General features: G+C 56.5%; 20 protein-coding genes. 6 read left to right on the top strand and 14 right to left on the bottom strand.

The window, feature by feature from the left end; all coding sequences use genetic code 11:
• Positions 1 to 65: 65 nt before the first annotated feature.
• Genes nagC through nagB form a run of 3 tightly spaced genes read right to left on the bottom strand, consistent with a single transcriptional unit; the run spans position 66 to position 3,286 of the window.
• Entirely contained in the window at positions 66 to 1,289 is a 1,224-nt protein-coding gene (gene nagC, locus ACL2XM_RS14945; protein WP_410016078.1) for a DNA-binding transcriptional regulator NagC, read from the bottom strand.
• Positions 1,290 to 1,307: 18 nt separating this feature from the next.
• Positions 1,308 to 2,456 carry an N-acetylglucosamine-6-phosphate deacetylase gene (gene nagA / locus ACL2XM_RS14940; protein WP_413722298.1) on the bottom strand — a complete coding sequence of 383 codons (1,149 nt, stop codon included), beginning with the start codon at positions 2,454 to 2,456 and terminating at the stop codon, positions 1,308 to 1,310.
• 20 nt (positions 2,457 to 2,476) lie between these two features.
• Positions 2,477 to 3,286 carry a glucosamine-6-phosphate deaminase gene (nagB, locus tag ACL2XM_RS14935; protein WP_413722299.1) on the bottom strand — a complete coding sequence of 270 codons (810 nt, stop codon included), beginning with the start codon at positions 3,284 to 3,286 and terminating at the stop codon, positions 2,477 to 2,479.
• 344 nt (positions 3,287 to 3,630) lie between these two features.
• Here nagB and nagE point away from each other — a divergent pair, with 344 nt between their 5' ends.
• Both nagE and glnS read left to right on the top strand, forming a co-directional pair.
• On the top strand, positions 3,631 to 5,673 hold the full coding sequence (gene nagE / locus ACL2XM_RS14930; protein ID WP_413722300.1) for an N-acetylglucosamine-specific PTS transporter subunit IIBC: 2,043 nt from the start codon (positions 3,631 to 3,633) through the stop codon (positions 5,671 to 5,673).
• A gap of 327 nt (positions 5,674 to 6,000) precedes the next feature.
• On the top strand, positions 6,001 to 7,668 hold the full coding sequence (gene glnS, locus ACL2XM_RS14925) for a glutamine--tRNA ligase (protein ID WP_410016074.1): 1,668 nt from the start codon (positions 6,001 to 6,003) through the stop codon (positions 7,666 to 7,668).
• 51 nt (positions 7,669 to 7,719) lie between these two features.
• Here glnS and alsK read toward each other — a convergent pair whose 3' ends face one another.
• The 10 genes from alsK to ACL2XM_RS14875 all read right to left on the bottom strand — a co-directional run bounded on the left by alsK (position 7,720) and on the right by ACL2XM_RS14875 (position 17,087).
• Positions 7,720 to 8,643, bottom strand: coding sequence for an allose kinase (gene alsK / locus ACL2XM_RS14920; RefSeq protein WP_413730758.1), 924 nt, complete (start codon positions 8,641 to 8,643; stop codon positions 7,720 to 7,722).
• A gap of 1 nt (position 8,644) precedes the next feature.
• Positions 8,645 to 9,322: a D-allulose 6-phosphate 3-epimerase gene (alsE, locus tag ACL2XM_RS14915; RefSeq protein ID WP_410016072.1), complete on the bottom strand. Its 678-nt coding sequence runs from the start codon at positions 9,320 to 9,322 to the stop codon at positions 8,645 to 8,647.
• A 9-nt stretch (positions 9,323 to 9,331) separates the two neighbouring features.
• Complete coding sequence (alsC, locus tag ACL2XM_RS14910; protein ID WP_410016071.1) at positions 9,332 to 10,279, bottom strand: D-allose ABC transporter permease; 948 nt, start codon at positions 10,277 to 10,279, stop codon at positions 9,332 to 9,334.
• A gap of 11 nt (positions 10,280 to 10,290) precedes the next feature.
• Positions 10,291 to 11,829, bottom strand: coding sequence for a D-allose ABC transporter ATP-binding protein AlsA (gene alsA / locus ACL2XM_RS14905; protein WP_413722302.1), 1,539 nt, complete (start codon positions 11,827 to 11,829; stop codon positions 10,291 to 10,293).
• Positions 11,830 to 11,886: 57 nt separating this feature from the next.
• Positions 11,887 to 12,822 (bottom strand): D-allose transporter substrate-binding protein, encoded by a 936-nt coding sequence (alsB, locus tag ACL2XM_RS14900; RefSeq protein WP_410016069.1) that lies wholly within the window; start codon positions 12,820 to 12,822, stop codon positions 11,887 to 11,889.
• Positions 12,823 to 12,843: 21 nt separating this feature from the next.
• Entirely contained in the window at positions 12,844 to 13,731 is an 888-nt protein-coding gene (alsR, locus tag ACL2XM_RS14895) for a transcriptional repressor AlsR (RefSeq protein WP_410016068.1), read from the bottom strand.
• A 564-nt stretch (positions 13,732 to 14,295) separates the two neighbouring features.
• Positions 14,296 to 14,766, bottom strand: coding sequence for a ferric iron uptake transcriptional regulator (fur, locus tag ACL2XM_RS14890; protein ID WP_410016067.1), 471 nt, complete (start codon positions 14,764 to 14,766; stop codon positions 14,296 to 14,298).
• Between the two features lie 355 nt (positions 14,767 to 15,121).
• Complete coding sequence (gene fldA / locus ACL2XM_RS14885; RefSeq protein ID WP_410016066.1) at positions 15,122 to 15,637, bottom strand: flavodoxin FldA; 516 nt, start codon at positions 15,635 to 15,637, stop codon at positions 15,122 to 15,124.
• Between the two features lie 178 nt (positions 15,638 to 15,815).
• Positions 15,816 to 16,115, bottom strand: coding sequence for a LexA regulated protein (ybfE, locus tag ACL2XM_RS14880; RefSeq protein ID WP_410016065.1), 300 nt, complete (start codon positions 16,113 to 16,115; stop codon positions 15,816 to 15,818).
• Between the two features lie 207 nt (positions 16,116 to 16,322).
• Positions 16,323 to 17,087, bottom strand: coding sequence for an alpha/beta fold hydrolase (locus ACL2XM_RS14875; protein ID WP_413730757.1), 765 nt, complete (start codon positions 17,085 to 17,087; stop codon positions 16,323 to 16,325).
• A 203-nt stretch (positions 17,088 to 17,290) separates the two neighbouring features.
• Here ACL2XM_RS14875 and seqA point away from each other — a divergent pair, with 203 nt between their 5' ends.
• The 4 genes from seqA to ACL2XM_RS14855 all read left to right on the top strand — a co-directional run bounded on the left by seqA (position 17,291) and on the right by ACL2XM_RS14855 (position 20,617).
• Positions 17,291 to 17,824: a replication initiation negative regulator SeqA gene (seqA, locus tag ACL2XM_RS14870; RefSeq protein ID WP_413727053.1), complete on the top strand. Its 534-nt coding sequence runs from the start codon at positions 17,291 to 17,293 to the stop codon at positions 17,822 to 17,824.
• A 27-nt stretch (positions 17,825 to 17,851) separates the two neighbouring features.
• A complete protein-coding gene (gene pgm / locus ACL2XM_RS14865; RefSeq protein WP_410016062.1) occupies positions 17,852 to 19,495 on the top strand; it encodes a phosphoglucomutase (alpha-D-glucose-1,6-bisphosphate-dependent) in 1,644 nt (547 codons plus the stop codon).
• A 230-nt stretch (positions 19,496 to 19,725) separates the two neighbouring features.
• Positions 19,726 to 20,325 carry a PadR family transcriptional regulator gene (locus ACL2XM_RS14860; protein WP_410016061.1) on the top strand — a complete coding sequence of 200 codons (600 nt, stop codon included), beginning with the start codon at positions 19,726 to 19,728 and terminating at the stop codon, positions 20,323 to 20,325.
• Positions 20,312 to 20,617 carry a DUF3861 domain-containing protein gene (locus ACL2XM_RS14855; RefSeq protein WP_410016060.1) on the top strand — a complete coding sequence of 102 codons (306 nt, stop codon included), beginning with the start codon at positions 20,312 to 20,314 and terminating at the stop codon, positions 20,615 to 20,617. Before ACL2XM_RS14860 ends, ACL2XM_RS14855 begins: the two co-directional genes overlap by 14 nt.
• Before the next feature lie 20 nt (positions 20,618 to 20,637).
• Here the strand turns inward: ACL2XM_RS14855 and kdpE are convergent, their stop codons facing one another.
• Positions 20,638 to 21,318, bottom strand: a complete 681-nt coding sequence (kdpE, locus tag ACL2XM_RS14850; RefSeq protein WP_410016599.1) for a two-component system response regulator KdpE — start codon at positions 21,316 to 21,318, stop codon at positions 20,638 to 20,640.
• Between the last annotated feature and the right edge of the window lie 54 nt (positions 21,319 to 21,372).

Raw genomic sequence — 21,372 nt, 5'->3', positions numbered from 1 at the left:
AAAGAAGGAAAAACACCGGCAAATTTGACCGATCGTAAATGCAATAAAACCCGATGACCCGGCAATCAGCTGTTTTCCAGCAGGCGCTGGAGCAATACGCCGTTAAGCATCGCGCGCTTGACCAGCGCAAAGGCGCCGATGGCGGAGCCGTGATCCAGCGCGGAAATCACCACCGGCAGATTTTGGCGAAAACCGTTCAGTACCTGATTATCGATACAGCGCTGCACCGCCGGCAGCAACACCTTATGGGCTTCGGTAATCTCACCGGCCAGCACCACTTTTTGCGGATTGAACAGGTTAATGGCGATGGCCACCGCTTTGCCCAGGTGATGACCCACCTGCTCGATAACCTCGCAGGCCAGCGTATCGCCGCGATTGGCGGCTTTGCAAATGGCGCCGATCTGGCAATTATCCAGCGTCAGCCTGCTGGGGTAGCCCTGGTCGAGCAGGTGGCGCACCCGCTTTTCAATGGCGCCGTTGGCGGCGATGGTTTCCAGGCAGCCGAAATTGCCGCAATGGCAGCGCTCGCCCAGCGGGTCGACCTGGATATGGCCGATTTCCCCCACGTTACCGTTGCTGCCGAGAAAAATCTGGCCGTTGACCAGGATCCCGGCGCCGGTGCCGCGGTGCAAACGAACCAAAATGGAATCCGCGCAGTCCTGTGTTGCACCAAAATAGTGCTCCGCCAGCGCCAGACTGCGAATATCGTGGCCGACAAAAGCGGTAAGATGAAAGCGTTTTTGCAAATTTTCCACCAGCGGCCAGGCGCTCACGCTGATATGCGGCATATAACGCACCACCCCGGAATACGGATCCACCAGGCCCGGCAGGATCACCGAAATGGCGATGAGCTCCCGGGATTTACGCTGGATCTGCTCCAGGAAACGCGCTATGGCGCTGAACAGCGCCGCTTCCAGCGCCTGCTGCGTGGTTTCCGGCAGCGGGGTGAATTCTTCGTACAGTGATTTGCCGGTCAGATCGTAGAGGGTGATGGTGGTGTCATGGCGACCGAGACGCACGCCAATCGCCTGGAAGGCGCGGGTTTCGGCGACGATGGAGATGGCGCGCCGGCCGCCGGTGGAAGCCTGCTGGTCCACCTCGCGGATCAGTCCCCGCTCCAGCAGCTGACGGGTGATTTTGGTGATGCTGGCCGGCGCCAGCTGGCTTTGTTCGGCAATCTGGATGCGCGAAATCGGCCCCGACATATCGATCAGGCGGTACACCGCAGCGCTGTTGAGCTGTTTGACCAGGTCAACGTTTCCTATCGGGGCGTGTCCGCCTGGGGTCATCGGTTTATTACTCGCTCATCAGAGAACTTCGTCGCCATTAACGATAGTCCTGGTTATCCGGTAATCGCGGGTGAACGCCGTCAGGTTAGCCACCTTGCCTGCCTGCAAGGTACCCAACTGCGCCGCCACGCCCAGGGCCTGGGCCGGGTAAAGGGTCGCCATGCGCAATGCTTCATCCAGCGCGATACCGGCGAATTCCACGCTGTTGCGCACCGCTTCAATCATCGTCAGCGCCGAACCGCTCAGGGTGCCGTTTTCATCCAGACACAGGCCGTCCCGGTAGTATATTGTTTTACCGGCAAAAATGAACCGATCAATCTGGTTATCGGCGCCGGCGGGCGCGGTGGCGTCGGTGACCAGCACCAGTTTATCGCCCTTGATGCGTTTGGTGTTGCGAATATTGGCGTAGTTGACGTGCAGTCCGTCGGCGATGATGCCGCAATAGAGCGACGGCGTGTCGTAAATTGCGCCGATAAGCCCGGGCTCGCGTCCGGTAAGGGGCGGCATGGCGTTGAACAGATGGGTGGCGAAGCCGATGCCGGCGGCAAAACCCGCTTTCGCCTCATCATAGGTGGCGTTGGAATGACCGGCCGACACCATGATGCCCGCCTGGCTCAGCCGGCGGATAATCCCGGCGTCGACCTGTTCCGGCGCCAGGGTCAACTGGGCGATGACATCGGCGTTGGCGCACAGGTAATCCACCATTTCCGGCGAGGGCTTGCGCATCAGCGCCGGATCGTGCGTGCCTTTTTTTATCGGATTCAGGTAAGGCCCTTCCAGGTGCAGGCCCAATGCCTGGTGCTTATGCTGCGCCAGGAATGCGCGCATCACCTCGACGGCGCGGCGCATAAACGCATCGGTGCTGGTAATCAGGGTGGGTAAAAAGCTGGTGCAGCCCGATTTGACATTGGCGCGCTGCATGATTTCCAGCGTTTCCACCGTCAGGGCGTCCAGGGAATCATTGAACTGCACGCCGCCGCAGCCGTTAAGCTGCAGGTCGATAAATCCCGGGGCCAGGATGGCGCCGTCGAGATCGCGCCGCTCAATATCCGCCGGCAGCGAATCCAGCGGGCAGACCGCGTCGATTGCCCCGTCATTGATGATTACCGCATGATGTTCAAGGACTTGGAGACCGGTAAAGATCCGGCCGTTGGTAAATGCGTACATCGTTCGCTCCCGGTTATCAATCAGCTGTTTTTCAGGCTCAGGGTACTGGCGGCTTCCAGTTCGCGGAAATATTTTACCGTCTTCACTTTCAGCTCCATGGTGGAGGGTTCGTCGCACACCATCACCGCTTTAGCATGAAGCTGCAGGCAACTTATTGTCCACATATGATTCACGTTGCCTTCCACCGCCGCCTGCAGCGCCAGCGCTTTGTTGTGGCCGATGACCAGGATCATCACTTCTTCGGCGTCCAGCAGTGTGCCGACGCCGACGGTCAGGGCAAAACGCGGCACCTGCTCGATATCATTGTCAAAGAAACGGGAATTGGCCCGGCGGGTTTCCAGCGTCAGGGTCTTGACGCGGGTGCGCGACGCCAGGGAGGAGGCGGGTTCGTTAAAGGCGATATGCCCGTCATTGCCGACGCCGCCCATAAACAGATGGATCTTGCCGTACGACTTGATTTTTTCTTCATAGCGGCGACATTCCGCGTCGATATCATCGGCGTTGCCGTTGAGCAGATTGATGTTTTCCCGCGGAATATTCACGTGATCGAAGAAATTGCGATGCATAAAGGTGTAATAGCTTTCCGGATGGGCGGCGGGCAGGCCGACGTACTCATCCATGTTAAACGTCACCACGTGCTCGAAGCTGACCTGGCCCGCTTTATGCATCTGAATAAGATATTTGTAGGCTTCCAACGGCGTGCTGCCGGTGGGCAGTCCGAGGATAAAAGGGCGCGCGGCGGTGGGCTTGAAGGCATTGATGCGCTCGACGATATGACGAGCGGCCCATTTGCCGACGTCGGCGGCGGTTTCTAACGGAATAAGTCTCATGACTGACCTCTTTAATAGATAAAAACGGGTGTCCGCAGCGGTGTTAACAGTATAACGTTAGCGCGCAGGCATTACATAGCGGGAGCCAGGGCGCTCTGACCGCACGGCAAAAGTATAAGCTGATTATTCGCGATGCAAAATAAGTTTGACATATTTAGTAGAATAAGTCACAAATCTTACCGGTTAAAGGTGATTCTAATCACATAATACCGGTAATTAATTTGCGTTGAAAATTAAACTTTCTACACTGCGTATGAGCAGCTTCGTCAGGCGCGGTTTTTCGCAGGCAAGGGTTAGACAGCCTACATTGTGGGTTGATCGATAAGGTCAAAAGGGGAATCAAGGTGAATATACTCAGTTATCTTCAAAAAATAGGCCGCGCGTTGATGGTGCCGGTGGCAACGTTGCCCGCCGCCGCCATCCTGATGGGCGTCGGTTACTGGATCGACCCGGTGGGCTGGGGCGGCGGCAGCGCCTGGGCGGCCTTCTTTATCAAGGCCGGATCGGCGATTATAGAAAATATGTCGGTGTTGTTCGCCGTCGGCGTGGCCTACGGCATGTCCAAGGACAAAGACGGCGCGGCGGCCTTATCCGGCCTGGTCGGCTTTCTGGTGGTCACCACGCTGTGCGCGCCGGCTTCCGTGTCGATGATCCAGCATATTCCCCTGGCCGATGTGCCCGCGGCCTTCGGTAAAATCAATAACCAGTTTGTCGGCATCCTGGTGGGGATTATCTCCGCCGAGCTGTACAACCGCTTCAGCCATGTCGAGCTGACCAAGGCGCTGTCGTTCTTCAGCGGACGGCGGCTGGTGCCGATCCTGGTGTCCTTCGTCATGATCCTGGTGGCCTTTATCCTGATGTACGTTTGGCCGCTGGTGTTTAACGCCCTGGTATCGTTCGGCGAGCATATCCAGCAGCTCGGTTCGGTGGGTGCCGGTATCTACGCCTTCTTTAACCGGCTGTTAATCCCGGTGGGATTACACCACGCGCTGAACTCGGTGTTCTGGTTCGACGTGGCCGGCATCAACGACATACCCAAATTTTTCGGCGGCCAGCAGTCCATTGACGCGGGCACCGCCATCGTCGGTATTACCGGGCGTTACCAGGCCGGATTCTTCCCGATCATGATGTTCGGCCTGCCGGGCGCCGCCCTGGCCATTTATCAATGCGCCCGTCCGGAAAACAAAAGCAAGGTGGCCGGGATCATGATTGCCGGCGCGTTTGCCGCCTTTTTTACCGGGATCACCGAACCGCTGGAATTTTCCTTTATGTTCGTGGCGCCGGTACTGTATTTCCTGCATGCCCTGTTAACCGGGCTGTCGGTATTCATCGCCGCGCAAATGCATTGGATGGCGGGGTTCGGTTTCAGCGCCGGCCTGGTGGATATGGTGCTTTCCTCGCGCAATCCGCTGGCGGTCCATTGGTATATGCTGATCCCGCAGGGACTGGTGTTCTTTGTTATTTACTACCTGGTGTTCCGTTTTACCATCAAACGCTTCAACCTGCTGACTCCTGGGCGTGAACTGGCGGTCGCCGGCGACGAAAGCGACGGCTATAACGTCGATGTCGAACCGGCCATGGCCACCACCAAGTCCGGTGAAACCCAGGCGCTGGCCCGCCGTTACATCAGCGCGGTGGGCGGCTCGGAAAACCTGACCGGCATTGACGCCTGTATCACTCGTCTGCGGCTGAACGTGAAGGATTCGTCGCTGGTCAACGATTCCCTGGCAAAAAATCTCGGCGCCCAGGGCGTTATCCGTCTTAATAAGGAAAGCGTGCAGGTGATTGTCGGCACCCGAGCCGAAATTATCGCCGGCGCCATGCGTACCGTGCTGGCCGAAGGGCCGGTCGCGGCGTCGCGCTCCGTTTCCCAACCCGCGGCGGCGCAGCCGGCCGCGGTGGTTCATGAGCCGGTGGCGCGCCCGGTGGTGGTTAGCCTGACGTCGCCGATAACCGGTGATATCGTACCCTTGGATCAGGTGCCGGACGAAGCCTTCGCCAGCAAAGCGGTGGGCGACGGCGTCGCCATCCGCCCGACCGGGAAACTGGTGCTGTCGCCGGCTAACGGCACCCTGGTCAAGGTCTTCGGCACCCATCACGCGTTCTGCCTGGAAACCGACGCCGGCGCCGAAGTGATTGTGCATATCGGCATTGATACCGTCGGACTGCAGGGCCAGGGTTTTACGTCCCTGGTGGAAGAGGGCAGCAAGGTCACCCAGGGGCAGCCGATACTGGAGCTGGATCTGGACTATCTCAATGCCAATGCCCGCTCGATGATAAGCCCGGTGGTGATAAGCAATATGGATGAGTTTGGCGCCATTACCGCTATCGCCAGCGGCGCGGTGGTCGCAGGGGTAACACCGCTGCTGGATGTTACCGCCAAATAAGGCCGCCCTCGTTACCCGGCTCCGGCGCGGTTCGCGCGCCGGAGTCCGTTTCTCCCCGACACGGCGTTATTCCCCCGATTCTGTTCCCGGTTATCCTCCGGCGCAGTTGCGCCTATGCTAATATAGCCTCCCGGTTACCCTCCGGCGCAGTTGCGCCTATGCTAATATAGCCTCCCGGTTACCCAGCCTGTCCGTCAGGGCGACAGGACGGCCGCGGCACCGCGCCCGGCGCCATAAGAATTTCTGCAACTAACGGTTGTGTCGGGACGTGGCTTGTTGGAACATAAGCATAATGAATGTCGTGCGTTCGCGTAGAGGAAATGCAATATGAGTGAGGCAGAAGCCCGCCCAACTAATTTTATTCGTCAAATAATTGACGAAGATTTGGCAACCGGTAAGCACCATTCGGTGCATACCCGTTTTCCGCCGGAGCCTAACGGCTATCTGCATATCGGCCATGCCAAGGCCATTTGCCTGAATTTCGGCATCGCCCAGGATTACCAGGGCCAATGCAATCTGCGCTTCGACGATACCAACCCGGTGAAAGAAGATATCGAATTCGTCGATTCAATCAAAGAAGACGTGCAGTGGCTTGGTTTTAAATGGAGCGGCAATATCCATTACTCCTCCGATTATTTCGATCAGCTGCATGCCTATGCCATCGAGCTTATCAATAAAGGGTTGGCTTATGTGGATGAGCTTTCACCCGACGCCATTCGCGAATACCGCGGCAACCTCACCACGCCCGGCCGGAACAGTCCGTTTCGCGATCGCTCGGTCGAGGACAACCTGGCGCTGTTTACCATTATGCGCAACGGCGGTTTCCCCGAGGGCAGCGCCTGCCTGCGGGCTAAAATCGATATGGCCTCGCCGTTTATGGTGATGCGCGATCCGGTGCTGTACCGCATTAAATTTGCCGAGCACCACCAGACCGGTTCGAAGTGGTGCATCTATCCGATGTATGACTTCACCCACTGTATTTCCGACGCCCTCGAAGGCATCACCCATTCGCTGTGTACCCTGGAGTTCCAGGATAACCGCCGTTTATATGACTGGGTGCTGGACAATATCACTATCGACTGCCATCCCCGTCAGTATGAATTTTCGCGCCTCAATCTTGAATACGCCATTATGTCCAAGCGCAAGCTGACCCAACTGGTGGCGGAGAATATTGTCGAGGGCTGGGACGACCCGCGCATGCCGACCATCTCCGGCCTGCGGCGCCGTGGTTATACCGCCGCGTCCATTCGTGAATTCTGCCGGCGCATCGGCGTCACCAAACAGGAAAACAACGTGGAAATCGCCGCGCTGGAAGCCTGTATCCGTGAAGATCTCAATGAAACCGCGCCGCGCGCCATGGCGGTGATCGATCCGGTAAAACTGGTGATAGAAAACCTGCCGGCCGGGCACGAGGAAACCGTGACCATGCCGACGCATCCCAATAAACCCGAGATGGGCGAGCGCCAGGTGGCTTTTAGCCGCGAGATTTATATCGATCGGGCGGATTTTCGCGAGGAAGCCAACAAACAGTACAAGCGCCTGGTGTTGGGCAAGGAAGTGCGCCTGCGCAACGCCTATGTGATCAAGGCGGAGCGTATCGACAAGGATGAGCAGGGCGAGATCAGCGTCATTTACTGCACCTATGATCCGGAGACCCTGAGCAAGGACCCGGCGGATGGGCGCAAGGTGAAAGGGGTGATTCATTGGGTCTCGGCGACCCACGGTGTCCCCGCCGAGTTTCGTTTATACGATCGCCTGTTCAGCGACCCTAACCCCGCCTCGGCGGATGATTTCCTCGCGACGCTGAACCCGGAGTCGCTGGTCATCAAACAAGGCTTTGTGGAGGCCAGCGCGCTTGAGGCGCTGCCGGGCAAGCCCTACCAGTTTGAACGCGAAGGGTATTTCTGCGCCGACAGCCGCTATTTCAGCGTGGAAAAACCGGTGTTTAACCGCACCGTAGGCCTGCGCGATACCTGGACCAAAACCGCCGTTTGACGCCGCGCCGGCGCCGCGGTATCGACCGCGGCGCTGCGTGCGACGCGTAGCCTAACCGGCGGCGCACGCCGCCTGCGCGACCCGCAGTCCCAGCCTGGCGGCGCCGATGGCGCCGTTAAACGCCGACGAGGACGCTTTGGCAAAAATGATTTCCTCATAGGGCAACGGCTTGCGAATAAAGTCGCCGGCCCTGGCAATCAGCCGATCGTAGGGGAAATCCACCATATCCATCACGCCGCCCCCCAGCAGGATATGATCGGGATCAAACAGGTTTACGCCGGTGGCAATCGCCTTGGCCGCCGTGTCGATAAAGCCGGTAATATAGCTATCGCCATGGGCGCAGGTGAAAATATCGGACAGCGCGTAGTCATGCGCCGCGCCGTGATACCATCGCGCCAGCGCCACGCCTGAACAGGCGGTTTCCAGGCAGCCTGTATTACCGCAGCCGCAGCGCGCGCCGTCATCGCCCAGGGGAATGTGCCCCAGTTCGCCGGCCACGCCATGCGCGCCGACATAAGGCGCGCCGTTGAGCCAAATGGCAAACCCGAACCCGGTGCCAAGATAACATCCCAGCACCAGCTTATCCCCCAGGCGCTGCTCGCTCACGTCATAAAACAGCTGCAGGTTTACGTCACGCTCAAAGGCCACCGGGCATTGCAGGCGCCGCTCCAGTTCTGCCGCCAGATCCACAAATTCGCGGGTGGCGCAGGGCAGGTTGGGCGTGGACATGATGGTTTTCCTGTCCCGGGCTATGGACGCGGGAAAGCCAATCATCACTGCGGCGACCCCGGCGCCGCGCTGGACGAGAAAGCGGCCGATAAAAGCCGACAATCCTTCCGCCAGGCCGCTTTCCACTACCGGCAGAGTGCGCTCTTTCGCCGTGACCAGTACCTGGCCATCGGGCGATAACAAACAGATGCGGATATGGGTGGCGCCCATATCCACGCCGACTATCACCAACCGCCTGTTTTTCATCTTAGCTGGCCTCTTTCCGCGCGTCCTGGATTTGGTCGGTCATCATTTTCCACGCCTGGTGGATATCCGGCGCATTATTAAACAGGCCGGAAGAACCGACGATAAAGACATCCGCGCCCGCCGCGATCAGCGAACGGTAGGTGCGCTGGTTGCATGAACCGTCAATTTCAATTTCATACCGCAAACCGTGGCTCTCGCGGTATGCCTTGAGCTGGCCTATTTTTTCCAGCATTTCGGTGATAAACGGCTGGCCGGCAAAACCGGGATCGACGGTCATGACGGTAATTTTGTCCGCCAGATGGATATAATATTTCATCATCTCCACCGACGATTCAGGATTGAGTATCAATCCCACGCCCAATCCCAGGGACCTGATCTTCTCAATAAGCCGAAAGGCCTGGCCGGACAAGGTTTCCGGATGAAGGGTAATCATGCCGGCGCCCGCCTTCGCCAGGCTGTCGATATAATCTTCCGGATGGGTGACCATTAAATGGCAATCCAGGGGCTTACTGGCGAGGCGCTTGACCTGCTCGACAAAAAACGGCGACAGCGTCAGATTGGGCACAAAATGCCCGTCCATGATATCGATATGGATATAATCCGCATGACGATCGATAAATTCAATTTGCTCTTTAAACTTTAATAAATCCATGCACATTAAAGAAGGGGATATCTTCATATCGGTTACCTATTTACTGATAAGTCGATCTAAAGCCACGGCGGCGATAATCAATCCCCCCATGACAACTAATTGGTAATACGTTTGCACCTGAAGAATATTAAGGCCATTGTTAATCGTGCCAATAATTAAACCACCAATTACCACCGAGAATATTCGTCCCTTGCCGCCAAAAAAACTGGTGCCGCCGATAATGGCGCTGGCGATGGCATAGGTCTCAAAGCCAATGCCGGCCAAAGGCTCGGCCGCGCCCAAGCGCGCGGTGGATACCACGCCGGCGAGCCCGGCGCAGATGCCGGAAATAATAAACACTACCAGCATATGGAATTTAACGTCGATACCGGAAAAAAATGCCGAATTTTTGTTGCCGCCCAGGGCGTAAATATTTCTGCCAAGCCGGGTGCGCGCGGTAATAAACCACAGGATAACCGCAATGATCAAAGCAAAAATCACCGGTACCGGAATACCCAGCACGCTGCCGGCAAAGAAGTTAACAAAGCCGAATGAGAAGCCGTACACCGAGTTGGCATCGGAAATGACCAGGGTGATGCCGCGAAAAATAGCGTTGGTGCCGAGGGTAATAATAAAGGGATGCAGGCCGGTCCAGTTAACCAGGCAACCGTTGATGGCGCCCAATAGCCCGCCGACCACCACCCCGCCAATCAGCGCGGCGGAGACCGGGTCAAGACCCGCCAGCATCAGCTTGGCGGTCACCATGCCCGACAAGGCCAGGATAGCCCCCACCGACAGGTCGATGCCCGCCACCAGGATGGCGAAAAACTCGCCCATGCCGATCAAGACCGTTACCGAACTCTGTACCAGGATCTGGGTAATATTGTTGGTTTTCAGAAAATATTCACTGGATATAGAGCCGAATATGGCAACAATAATCGCCAGGATAAAAAACGTGCCGTACTGATCCCAGAATTTTTGGAAGTTAAAGGTGGCCTTCTCCATTTTTATTTCCCTCAGCTTTGTGGCAGAGCCCACGTCATAATATCTTCTTCCCCGATACTCTCATTATTGTCAAGAATATGGGCTAATGTCCCTTCGCAAAATATTGCGATACGGTCGCATACGGTAATGATTTCCGGCAGTTCGGATGACACCATCAATATGGTTTTTCCCGTGGCGGCCAATGTGCGCATCACCTTATAAATTTCCGCCTTGGCCCCGACATCAATGCCGCGGGTAGGTTCGTCAAAAATAATAACCTCCGGCTCGCAGCAGAGCCATTTTGATATCAATACCTTTTGTTGGTTGCCGCCGGATAACTCAGTGATATTTTGGTCCACCGAACTGCATTTCAGCGATAGCAGCCGCCGCTGCGTTTCCGCCAGCTGCCTTTCCTTATCCGGATTAAATAATCCCAGAGCACCTTTATAGCCGCCATCCTTAAGGCTTTTGCTGATGGCGATATTCTGCGCAATGGAAAAATTATCAAAAAAGCCGTTTTCACGCCGACTTTCGGTGATATATCCCATGCCCTTCTTCAGGGCGTCCAGCGGCGAAGAGGGCGTGATATCGACGTTATGCAGCATCACCTTGCCGCTGCTTTTCGGTTCCACGCCGAAGATGCAGTTCATGAATTCGGTGCGTCCCGACCCCACCAGTCCGGCAAAGCCCATGATTTCGCCCTTTTTTACCTGGAAGGAGACGTGCTTGACCCGGCGTTTATCCCGGCTGGTGATATTCTCCACCGCAAAGATGATATCGGCGTCCCCCGTGTCGCCGCCAACCTTCTCCTTAAGGGAGCGAAAGCGGTTTTGCAGCTCGCGTCCGACCATCAGCCGGACAATATCATCGTTGGTCACCTGTCCCATCTGCCCGGACGCGACGCTGCTGCCGTCCTTTAGCACCGTATAGCGGTTGCAGATGCGGCGTATTTCGTTAAGCTTATGCGAAATATAGACAATCGCCGTGCCGTCCTGGCGCAGCTGGTTCATGATCAGGAACAGGTAATCCACTTCGTTATAGGTCAGGGAAGAGGTCGGCTCGTCCATGATGATCACCCTGGCGTCCAGCATCAGGGTCTTGGCGATTTCCAGCATTTGCTTTTGGCTGATGGACAGGTTGCCGACCTTCTCGTCAAGCCGTATTTTCAGCCCCACGCGCAGCAGCATAATAGCCGCTTTGGTACGCATGTCGTGCCAGTCCACCACGTTTACGCCGAACACTTTTTTTACCGGCAGACGACCGATAAATAAATTCTCCAACACGGTTAATTCATCGATAACGCTTAATTCCTGGTAAATTATTCCAATGCCCAATCTGGCAGCGACTTTATGATCAAGCTTCGCGTACTCAACATTATTAATTATTATTTTCCCCGCAGTCGGTTCGTAAATACCGGAAAGTATTTTCATCAAGGTTGATTTGCCGGCGCCGTTTTCACCTAATAAAGCATGTATCTCATTAGGGTATATTTCCAGGTCAACTGATTGCAACGCCTGGACGGGACCAAAGGATTTGGCGATCCCCTCCATTTTAATATATGGAGTGCTCATATTACTCTCCGGATTAATGACAAGACGGCGGGAATAGGCGGTCTTGCGGCACCTGGACTATTTGGTGACTAATATAGAATCGACGGTTTCAATTTTCGGCTGGGCATCAAGCGCAATCAGCTTGCCCGCTTTCACCGTATTCACCAGGATGGCCAGGCCGTTGGCGCCGATTTCCGCCGGATTCTGGGCCACGGTGGCGGTCATCATGCCCTGGGCGACCATCTTGCGCGCCTCGGGAATACCGTCGGTGCCGACCACCAGGATCTTGCCGGTCTGTCCCGCGTTGGCCACCGCCTGCGCCACGCCCATCGCCATGGTATCGTTGGCGCAATAGAAGGCCTTCAACTGGGGATGACGTTGCAGCACATTGGTCGCCACGTCCAGGGCCTTGATGCGATCCCAATCCGCCGGCTGGCTGGCCACCAGCTTGATATGGCTGTTGGCCTTGAACTCCGCGGTCGCGCCGTTGCGCCGCGCCTCGCCCGAGGCGTTGCCGGCCTTGCCTTCGATAATGGCCACTTCGCCGCCCTGGGCGCCCAAGCTATCGATAATAAATTTGGCGCCTTTCGCGCCGACCGCGACATTATCGGTGGTGATAAAGGCTTCGACGTTGCCCTTGGCCTTGGCCAGGCTGGCTAAATCGATTTTTTCGTCGAGGTTAACCAGGTGAATCCCTTTCTGATAAGCCTTGGCGACGGGAATCACCAGATTCACCGCCGATAAAGGCGCAAAGGCGATGCCTTTATAATTCTTATTGGTTAAATCCTCGAATAATTGTAATTGCGATTGGAAGTCGCCTTCCGACGGTGACGCGAATATATCCACCGTCACGCCGAGATCCTGGGCCTTTTTCTCAATGCCTTGTTTCATCTCTACCCAGAAAGGGTTGGATAATGTTTTAAGAACAACGGCGTAATCGGCTGCCGCGTGGACCACGGTGGACAACATCAGTCCACAGGCGGCGCCACCGGCCAATTTAAGAAATTTATTCATTATTCTATCTCCAAAAGAGAATTATTTATAATCACGCTTCAGGTACTTGGTAATGGAACTCGTTTTTTCCAGGTTTTTATTCGCCAGCTCGATATCCTGCCGCGCTACCGAGACATAAAACGCATCCAGCAGCGTAAGCTGCAAAATACGGGCCGAAGCGTTTCTGCCTAATAACGGCGTTTCCGGCGCCGGTGAACAAATATTAAAATCAGCCAGCTGGGCTATGGGGGAATTGCTGCTATGGGTAATACAAATGATCTTGGCCCCATTATCCTTGGCAATCGACACCACCCGTTTCAGATCGCTGGTGCGGCCCGAATGGGATACCACCAACGCCACATCGCCCGGTTGCAACAGGGAGGCCGACATCATCATCAAATGCGCGTCCAGGTAGGCATTGCAACGCAAGCCGATTTTCAGGAATTTATGCTGCACGTCCGCGCAAATGGAATTAGAGCCGCCGACGCCGTACAGCTCGCGCTGATGGCCGGCAAAAAAGCATTGGGCCGCCTGCTGGATGACGTTGGCGTCGACTATCGCCTGGCCTTCGACAATGGTGCGTACGGTCAGGTTAAACACTTTGTTGACCACATCCTCCGGGCTGTCGGTGGGCGAGAGTTCGGCGGTGATATCATGGTCGGCATGATCGAAATACTCGACGATGGCGCTGCGCAGCTGGCGAAAGCCGCTGAAACCGAGAATTTTCGACACCTTGACAATCATGGCTTCCGACAGGCCCAGACTCAGGGCCACCTCTTTGATCCCCGAGACGTCGGTGAGGTTGCCGGGAGATAAAAACCACTCCACTATCCGGCTTTCGTTTTCAGTCATGCCTTCTTGTTTAATACGAATATAAGGAGCAATGCCTATGCCGCGCGGCATATCGTTTTGCAGTTCCGCATCATTCATCTGGACTATCTCTGGTGATTAACATTGCCTGTCACTATATCACCATGGCGAAAGTTTAAAATCTGCTGCGAACTTCACGTTTTTTATTAATTTATAAATTAACTTTTTGTGTAAAAATCGAGTCATCGATCCGGGTTAATTTCAGGAAGGTATTTTTGGCTATATTAATTCAATAAAATCATATAATTAAAATGTATCTTTTGTTGTCGCTTACTGCTGACAGCGAAAAATAGCTTTATCATCAGATTCACAGAATAATTTACCCGGTGAAAAAATCGCAATAAAAACGCTGTCGTTTCAATGGATTACGCAAATTAGCCCAAAATAGCGTCCCAGGGCCTCTATTTATTCTTTATTTATTTTTATTTTCTGTGAAGTTTTCTGGAGTTTGCCGGCGGTGAGCACGGCGGTGATTGGCGGATACGACGCTTGTCGACGCGCTTCGGGAAGGAAACGTTACCAGGGAAGGGGACGGGCGGCGTTTAGCCTCATTGAAAAAAAATCGTTGCAGGGTGAGAAAGCGGCGCGATAACAGCCGCTTTGGAGAAACGGACCGCGCCGCGGTTATTCTTTTACGCCGTTGAGCATATCGGCGTGATCGTGCAGCGTTTCGTCTTCGCGGCAGTTGCCGATTTCACAATGCCCATACAGATATAAGCTATGGTTGGTCAGCTTGATATTGTGCCTTTTGGCAATATCACGCTGGCGCGCTTCGATGAACTCGTCGCGAAATTCGATAACCTTGCCGCAGTCCAGACAGATCAGGTGGTCATGATGATACTGTTGCGTCAGTTCAAAAACGGATTTGCCGCCTTCAAAATTGTGGCGGGTTACGATACCGGCGTCGTCAAATTGGTTTAGCACGCGATATACCGTGGCCAGGCCGATTTCCTCACCCATATCGATCAGTTTTTTGTACAGATCTTCCGCACTGACGTGATGGCATTCCGGATCTTGCAACACTTCCAGAATCTTCAGTCTGGGAAGGGTGACTTTCAGGCCGGCCTTCTTCAATGCAATATTATTGTCAGTCATGCGGGTTTAGTCCTGTTACTTTGATAATCTGATTGTAGGCTAACTTAGCCTATAACATCGGTCGGCCCGAAAAATGTGACGCCGTCTCATTATAAGACTGCCTGTCCAAAATGAAAACCGCGCCTTGTTAACAACTATAGCCCGTTTCAGGGGGCGAATTCTGCAACATTTTGCTAAAAAGGGTGGAACCGCTGCGCTATTGTACCGCGTTGTGGATAAAAGTTAAAAACTTGTATCTATTAATTTGAAAGGATTTAGTTATCAGTGAGGTTGGCGGCGCCGTCCCGACGCCATGACGGCAACCGATTCCCTTGCCGGGCGCCGCGGCGGCGGCACCCTCCCGCACGGCTTGACTTTAGCTGAGCTGCAATTCAGCGCTGATTTGCTTCACCCAGCCGTCCACGCGTTCATTGGTCAGCTCGGGCTGGCGGTCTTCGTCAATGGCCAGGCCGATGAAGTGATTGTCGTCCGCCAGTCCTTTCGACGCTTCGAAATGGTAGCCGGCGGTGGGCCAGTGACCGACGATGGTCGCGCCGTTGGGCTCGATAATGTCGCGAATGGTGCCCATGGCGTCACAGAAATATTCGGCGTAATCCTCCTGATCGCCACAGCCGAACAGCGCCACTTTTTTGCCGGAGAAATCTATTTCTTCCAGGGTGGGGAAAAAATCATCCCAGTCACATTGCGCTTCGCCGTAATACCAGGTCGGGATGCCGAGCAGCAGGGTGTCGAACCGCGCCAGGTCTTCTTTACTGCTTTTGGCAATGTCATGAACTTCGGCAACATCCGCACCCAGTTGCTTCTGAATCATTTTGGCAATATTTTCGGTATTGCCGGTGTCACTGCCAAAAAAAATGCCTACAGTTGCCATGAATTTGAAAACCTCTTAAATATTATGGATATGTTCCGTAACAGAATCAGCGATGCTCTGCGGCAATCATAGCAGACCCTAATGCGGGGAGAAACTCGCCGGCCGGGTTTTGTCGCAAATTTGCCCCGTTCGCGGCCTTGGGCCCTGGACGGGATGGCGCTTTACCGGGCCGGCAAGTTTACTCCGGATGCGGATCCGCGCCTTGTTGCCGTTCAAGCTCGGCCAGTAAAATCAATTCGATCAGCTCGCTGCGCGACAGGTTTTGCCGGTAGGCCAGCTCATTTAACGCATCCACCGCCTCGGCGTTGATTTTCAGCTCCACCCGGCGCAGGCCGCGCTTTTTATCCCGGCGCAGCTGGTTACGCTTGTTGATGCGCAACTGCTCATCGCGGGACAGGGGGTTCGTCTTCGGTCTTCCCGGGCGCCGCTCATCGATAAATAAATCCAGGGTGGTGCGGTCCGTTTGTTCTTTTGCCATAGGTCATGAAGGGATTGTGCATCAAGAAGCAGGCGGGCAAACCCCGGCCGGCGGCGTGGCTGGCTACGCCGTCGGACGCGCATCGCCCGTAACGTTATGTTTTATGTACGCCGGGGCTGCCATAAAACACAGCGGGCCATGTTACCCCAGCCCGGTAGCAAACGACAATATTAAACTCGCGGGCGCTAATCCCGGCGGCGGCCCGGTCTATTCTTCCAGGAAACGGGCCAGGGCGCGCATGACCGCCGCGGGTTTTTCCGCATGAACCCAATGACCGGCGCCGGCGACCACATGCGCCCGCGCCCGGGGGAACTGGCGTTGGATCGCCTGGCGGTAACTGTCATCCAGATAAGGCGATTTTTCACCGCGGATAAACAGCGCCGGCCCTAGCCAGGGCGCCGACTCCCGCCAGCCGATAAGCGCCGGATAGTTATCCCACAGCGCCTCGACGTTAAACCGCCACCGGCCCTGGTGAAAGGATTTCAGCAAAAACTGGATGGTTTCCTCATCAAGGGCGTCATGGCGCATGAGCGCCGCCGCCTCCGTGCGCTGTGTGACGCCCGCCGCCTCGACGCGCCTGAGCGCGGCGAAGACGTTGTCATGGTGGCGGGTGGGGTAGGCCACCGGCGCCATATCGATAACCGCCAGCCGCGCAACGCGGCCGGGCGCCTGGGCGGCGAGGGTCATGGCGACCTTGCCGCCCATGGAATGGCCGATGAGGTGACCGGCGTCGATATGCAACGCATCAAGCAATTCGATCACGTCCCGGCTCATGGCGGCATAACCGGCATCGTGGTCATGGGGGGACAAGCCGTGATTGCGCAGATCAATCTGCAGGGTGGCGTGGTGTTCCCCAAGCGGCCTGGCCAGCACGCCCAGGTTATCAAGGCTACCGAACAGCCCGTGCAGCAATATCACCGGCAGTGCTTCACCCGGCTGCCGGGCAGGTTGCAGACGATAGTGTAATTTCATCCTGATCCTCATGGCGATAACAGAGCCTGATAGCCTATCATGAGTTATCCGTCCCGCGGCCGTAAAAAAACCGGCGGCGCCAGGAAGGCCCTCGGGGGAAATTCCGACTTTTTACCGAAGCCGGATACTAGCGCTATTCGCGGGGCAGGTTTAGCTTGTATAATCCTTTTGATTGATTTATGAGAAGAAAGCCCCGGATAAAGATGAAAACAATTGAAGTCGACGAAGACCTTTACCGCTATATCGCCAGCCATACGCAGCATATCGGCGAAAGCGCCTCGGATATTTTACGCCGGATGCTGAAATTTAATGCTCAGGCCAGCGCCGCAGCGCGCAGCGCGCCGCCCCCGGAAACACCCCTCAAGGCGGAGGCCGCGTCGGCGACCCGCGATCGCGTGCGCGCCATGCGTGAGCTCCTCCTTTCCGACAGCTACGCCGAGCAGCGCAAGGCGGTTGATCGTTTTATGCTGGTGCTGTCCACCCTGTATAGCCTGTCGCCCGCCGAATTTACCGAGGCGGCGGATATCCTGCACGGCCGCACCCGTACTTATTTTGCCGCTGATGAGCAGACATTATTGCAAAATGGCAGCCATACTAAACCCAAGCAGGTAGCGCAAACGCCCTACTGGGTTATCACCAACACCAACACCGATCGTAAACGGAGCATGGTGGAACACATTATGCTGGCAATGCAGTTCCCCGTGGAACTGACCGATAAAGTTTGCGGTACCATTTGATCAACAGCAGGCAAGGGAGAAGCACCGATGGCTAATAGCCCCCGCGCCGGGCAGCCCGCCCGGCAAAGCGATTTAATCAATGTCGCGCAGTTAACCTCGCAGTATTATGTGTTGCGTCCGGAGCCGGGCAACACCGCGCATGCGGTAAAATTCGGTACTTCAGGCCATCGCGGCAGCGCGGGGCGCCACAGTTTCAATGAAGCCCATATCCTGGCCATCAGCCAGGCCATTGCCGAAGAGCGCGCCAGGCAGGGCGTTACCGGCCCGTGTTATGTGGGCAAGGACACCCATGCGCTGTCCGAACCGGCGTTTATTTCGGTATTGGAAGTACTCAGCGCCAACGGCGTGGAAATCATCGTCCAGCAGGACAACGGCTTTACCCCGACGCCGGCGGTGTCCAACGCCATCCTGACGCACAATCGCGCCGGCGGCGCCCAGGCCGACGGCATTGTCATCACCCCGTCCCATAATCCGCCGGAAGATGGCGGCATCAAATACAATCCGCCTAACGGCGGACCGGCGGACACGAATCTGACCAAAGTGATCGAAGAGCGCGCCAATGCCCTGCTGGCGGACGATTTGCGCGGCGTTAAGCGCCAGTCGCTGGACGCGGCCTGGAACAGCGGCCATATCCATGCGCAGGATCTGGTGCAGTCCTATGTGGCGGGGCTGGCCGAGGTCGTGGACATGGCGGCCATCAAAAAAGCGGGACTGAAACTGGGCGTCGATCCGCTGGGCGGGTCCGGCATTGCCTATTGGCAGCGCATCGCCGAGCATTACCAACTCGATTTGACGCTGGTGAACGAGCAAATCGACCAGACCTTCCGCTTTATGTATCTCGACCACGACGGCATTATCCGCATGGACTGTTCGTCGCAATGGGCCATGACCGGCCTGCTGTCGCTGCGTGATAAGTTCGACCTGGCCCTGGCCAACGATCCGGATTACGATCGGCACGGCATCGTTACCCCGGCGGGTCTTATGAACCCCAATCATTTCCTGGCGGTGGCGATCAACTACCTGTTCCAGCACCGTCCGCAGTGGGGCGCCGACGTGGCGGTGGGCAAAACCCTGGTCTCCAGTGAAATGATTGACCGGGTGGTGGCCGATCTGGGCCGCCGTCTGGTGGAAGTGCCCGTCGGGTTTAAATGGTTTGTCGACGGCCTGTTCGACGGCACCCTGGGTTTTGGCGGCGAAGAGAGCGCCGGCGCCTCGTTCCTGCGTTTTGACGGCAAGCCCTGGTCCACGGATAAAGACGGTATCATTATGTGCCTGCTGGCGGCGGAAATTACCGCGGTCACCGGTAAAAATCCCCAGCAGCACTATGATGAACTGGCGCAACGTTTCGGCGCGCCCAGCTATAACCGCATCCAGGCGTCGGCCACCCACGCGCAGAAGGCCGTTTTGGCCAAGCTGTCGCCTGAAATGGTCTCTGCCAGCACCCTGGCCGGCGACCCCATCACCGCGCGCTTGACCGAGGCGCCCGGCAACGGCGCGTCCATCGGCGGCCTGAAGGTGATGACCAAAAACGGCTGGTTCGCCGCGCGGCCGTCCGGCACCGAGGAGGCCTACAAAATTTATTGCGAAAGCTTCCTGGGGCCTAAGCACCGGGAACAAATCGAACGCGAGGCGGTGGAAATCGTCGGCGAAGTACTGGCCGGGGCACAATAAGGCCCGCCCGGCGGTCGACGCATCTCGCGCCGCCGCCATACCCGCCGTTACGGGGGAGCTTTCATTATCCAAGGCGCTGATTTATCAGCGCCTTTTTTTGCCTTTCAGCGCCGCCAGGCAGCCGGTGATACTGGCGCGCAGATAAAAAAATCCTCATTTAGATATATCTTTTATTGCTTTTTTTTTGTTATACGTTAATTTAGATATATCTAAATAACCGGGAGAGAACCATGCTTTATCATCATCATTATGCCTTGCACGACCGTGGCGGTATGCATGGCGGCAGGGGACACCATGAGCGCCACGGGCACCATGACGGCGAACACAGGACGCAGCGTCTGTTCGGCCATGGCGATCTGCGCATGATCCTGCTGGCGCTGGTGGCCCGCAAACCCAGCTACGGCTATGAGCTGATCAAGGAAATCGAGCTGGCTTCTTCCGGGTTGTACATTCCCAGTCCAGGCGTAATTTACCCGACCCTGAGCCTGCTGGTGGATCAGGACTTCCTGATGTCGGTCACCGCCGAAGGCCAGAGCCGTAAGAACTACCAGATTACCCCGGCGGGCGAGGAAGAGCTGGCCGGGCATCAGGCGGCGATTACCGCCCTGTTCGAGCGGCTCGCCCAGGCAGGCAAACGCGGGGAAGGCAGCCTGATCCCGGGCATAACCGACAGCATGCGGCAATTAAAGGGATTGTTACGCGGCAATATGCTGCGCGCCGACCTGACGCCGGCGCAGGTCGAGCGGATAAACACCGCCTTGCTGGAGGCGGTTAATACTATAGCGCAGGTGCTGGCGGCGCCGGCGGAGGAAAATCATGGCGGGATATAAATACAAAATTACCGTGGCGCCCATCGCCGATAAACACGGCCAGCCGCTGGATATGCCCGCGCTGTCGTTCGAGGTTGAAAACCACGATGAAATCCTGGGCATCGCGACGCGCTTACAGGGGCGGGAGGATTTGGCCTTCGGACCTGAGAAAACCGCGTCTTTCGCCATCGGCCTCAAGCTGTTCTCGGAGGTGATGATGGAACATCGCAAACATCCCTTGTTTGCGCCGCTGCGTGAACCGTTTCGCGATTTTATGCAGTTGTTGAAGAAGGGACCGGGCGCGGCGGGTTAACGCCAGGCTGATACAGCCGCCTAGGGCATAAAACGGTAGCCGATGCCGGTCTCGGTCAGCAGGTGGTTGGGCTGGGCCGGATCCCGCTCCAGCTTTTGCCGCAGATGGCCCATGTAAATGCGCAGATAATGGCTGTGTTCCACCGCGTTGGGCCCCCAGACCTCTCCCAGCAGATAACGTTGGGTGAGGACCTTGCCCTGATGGGCAATCAGGACGGCCAGCAGGCGGAATTCGATGGGCGTTAAATGCAACAGCTCGCCGTCACGTGTCACCTGGCGGTTGGCCAGATCCACGCTCACCGCCGCAAAATTCACCGTCGCGGGCTTTTCATCGCCGCGCAGCGGACGCCGGAGCGCGACGCGTACGCGCGCCAGCAGTTCCCCGATGCCGAAGGGCTTGGTCAGGTAATCCTCCGCGCCGGCGTCCAGAGCATCGATTTTATCCTGTTCGTCGCTTCTGGCCGACAGCACCACGACGCTGATTGAACTCCACAGGCGTAAATCGCGGATAAAATCCACGCCGTTGCCGTCCGGCAGCCCCAAATCGAGCATGATGAGATCCGGTTTGCGGCTGGCCGCCTCGAGCAAGCCGCGCTCCATGGTGGCCGCCTCAAATACCCGGTAGCCTTCGCGTTCCAGCGCCTGGCGGACAAAACGGCGGATGGCGTCCTCATCTTCGATTATCAGGATATTGGCAGTCAGGGTGCTCACGTTTCCTCCTGTGGCGTCATAGCGGGCGGGCGCGTCCAGCGGCAG

The sequence above is a fragment of the Sodalis sp. RH20 genome (assembly GCF_047324205.1).
Taxonomy (GTDB): Bacteria; Pseudomonadota; Gammaproteobacteria; order Enterobacterales; family Enterobacteriaceae; genus Acerihabitans.
This window is presented reverse-complemented; position numbering and strand designations above follow the sequence as displayed.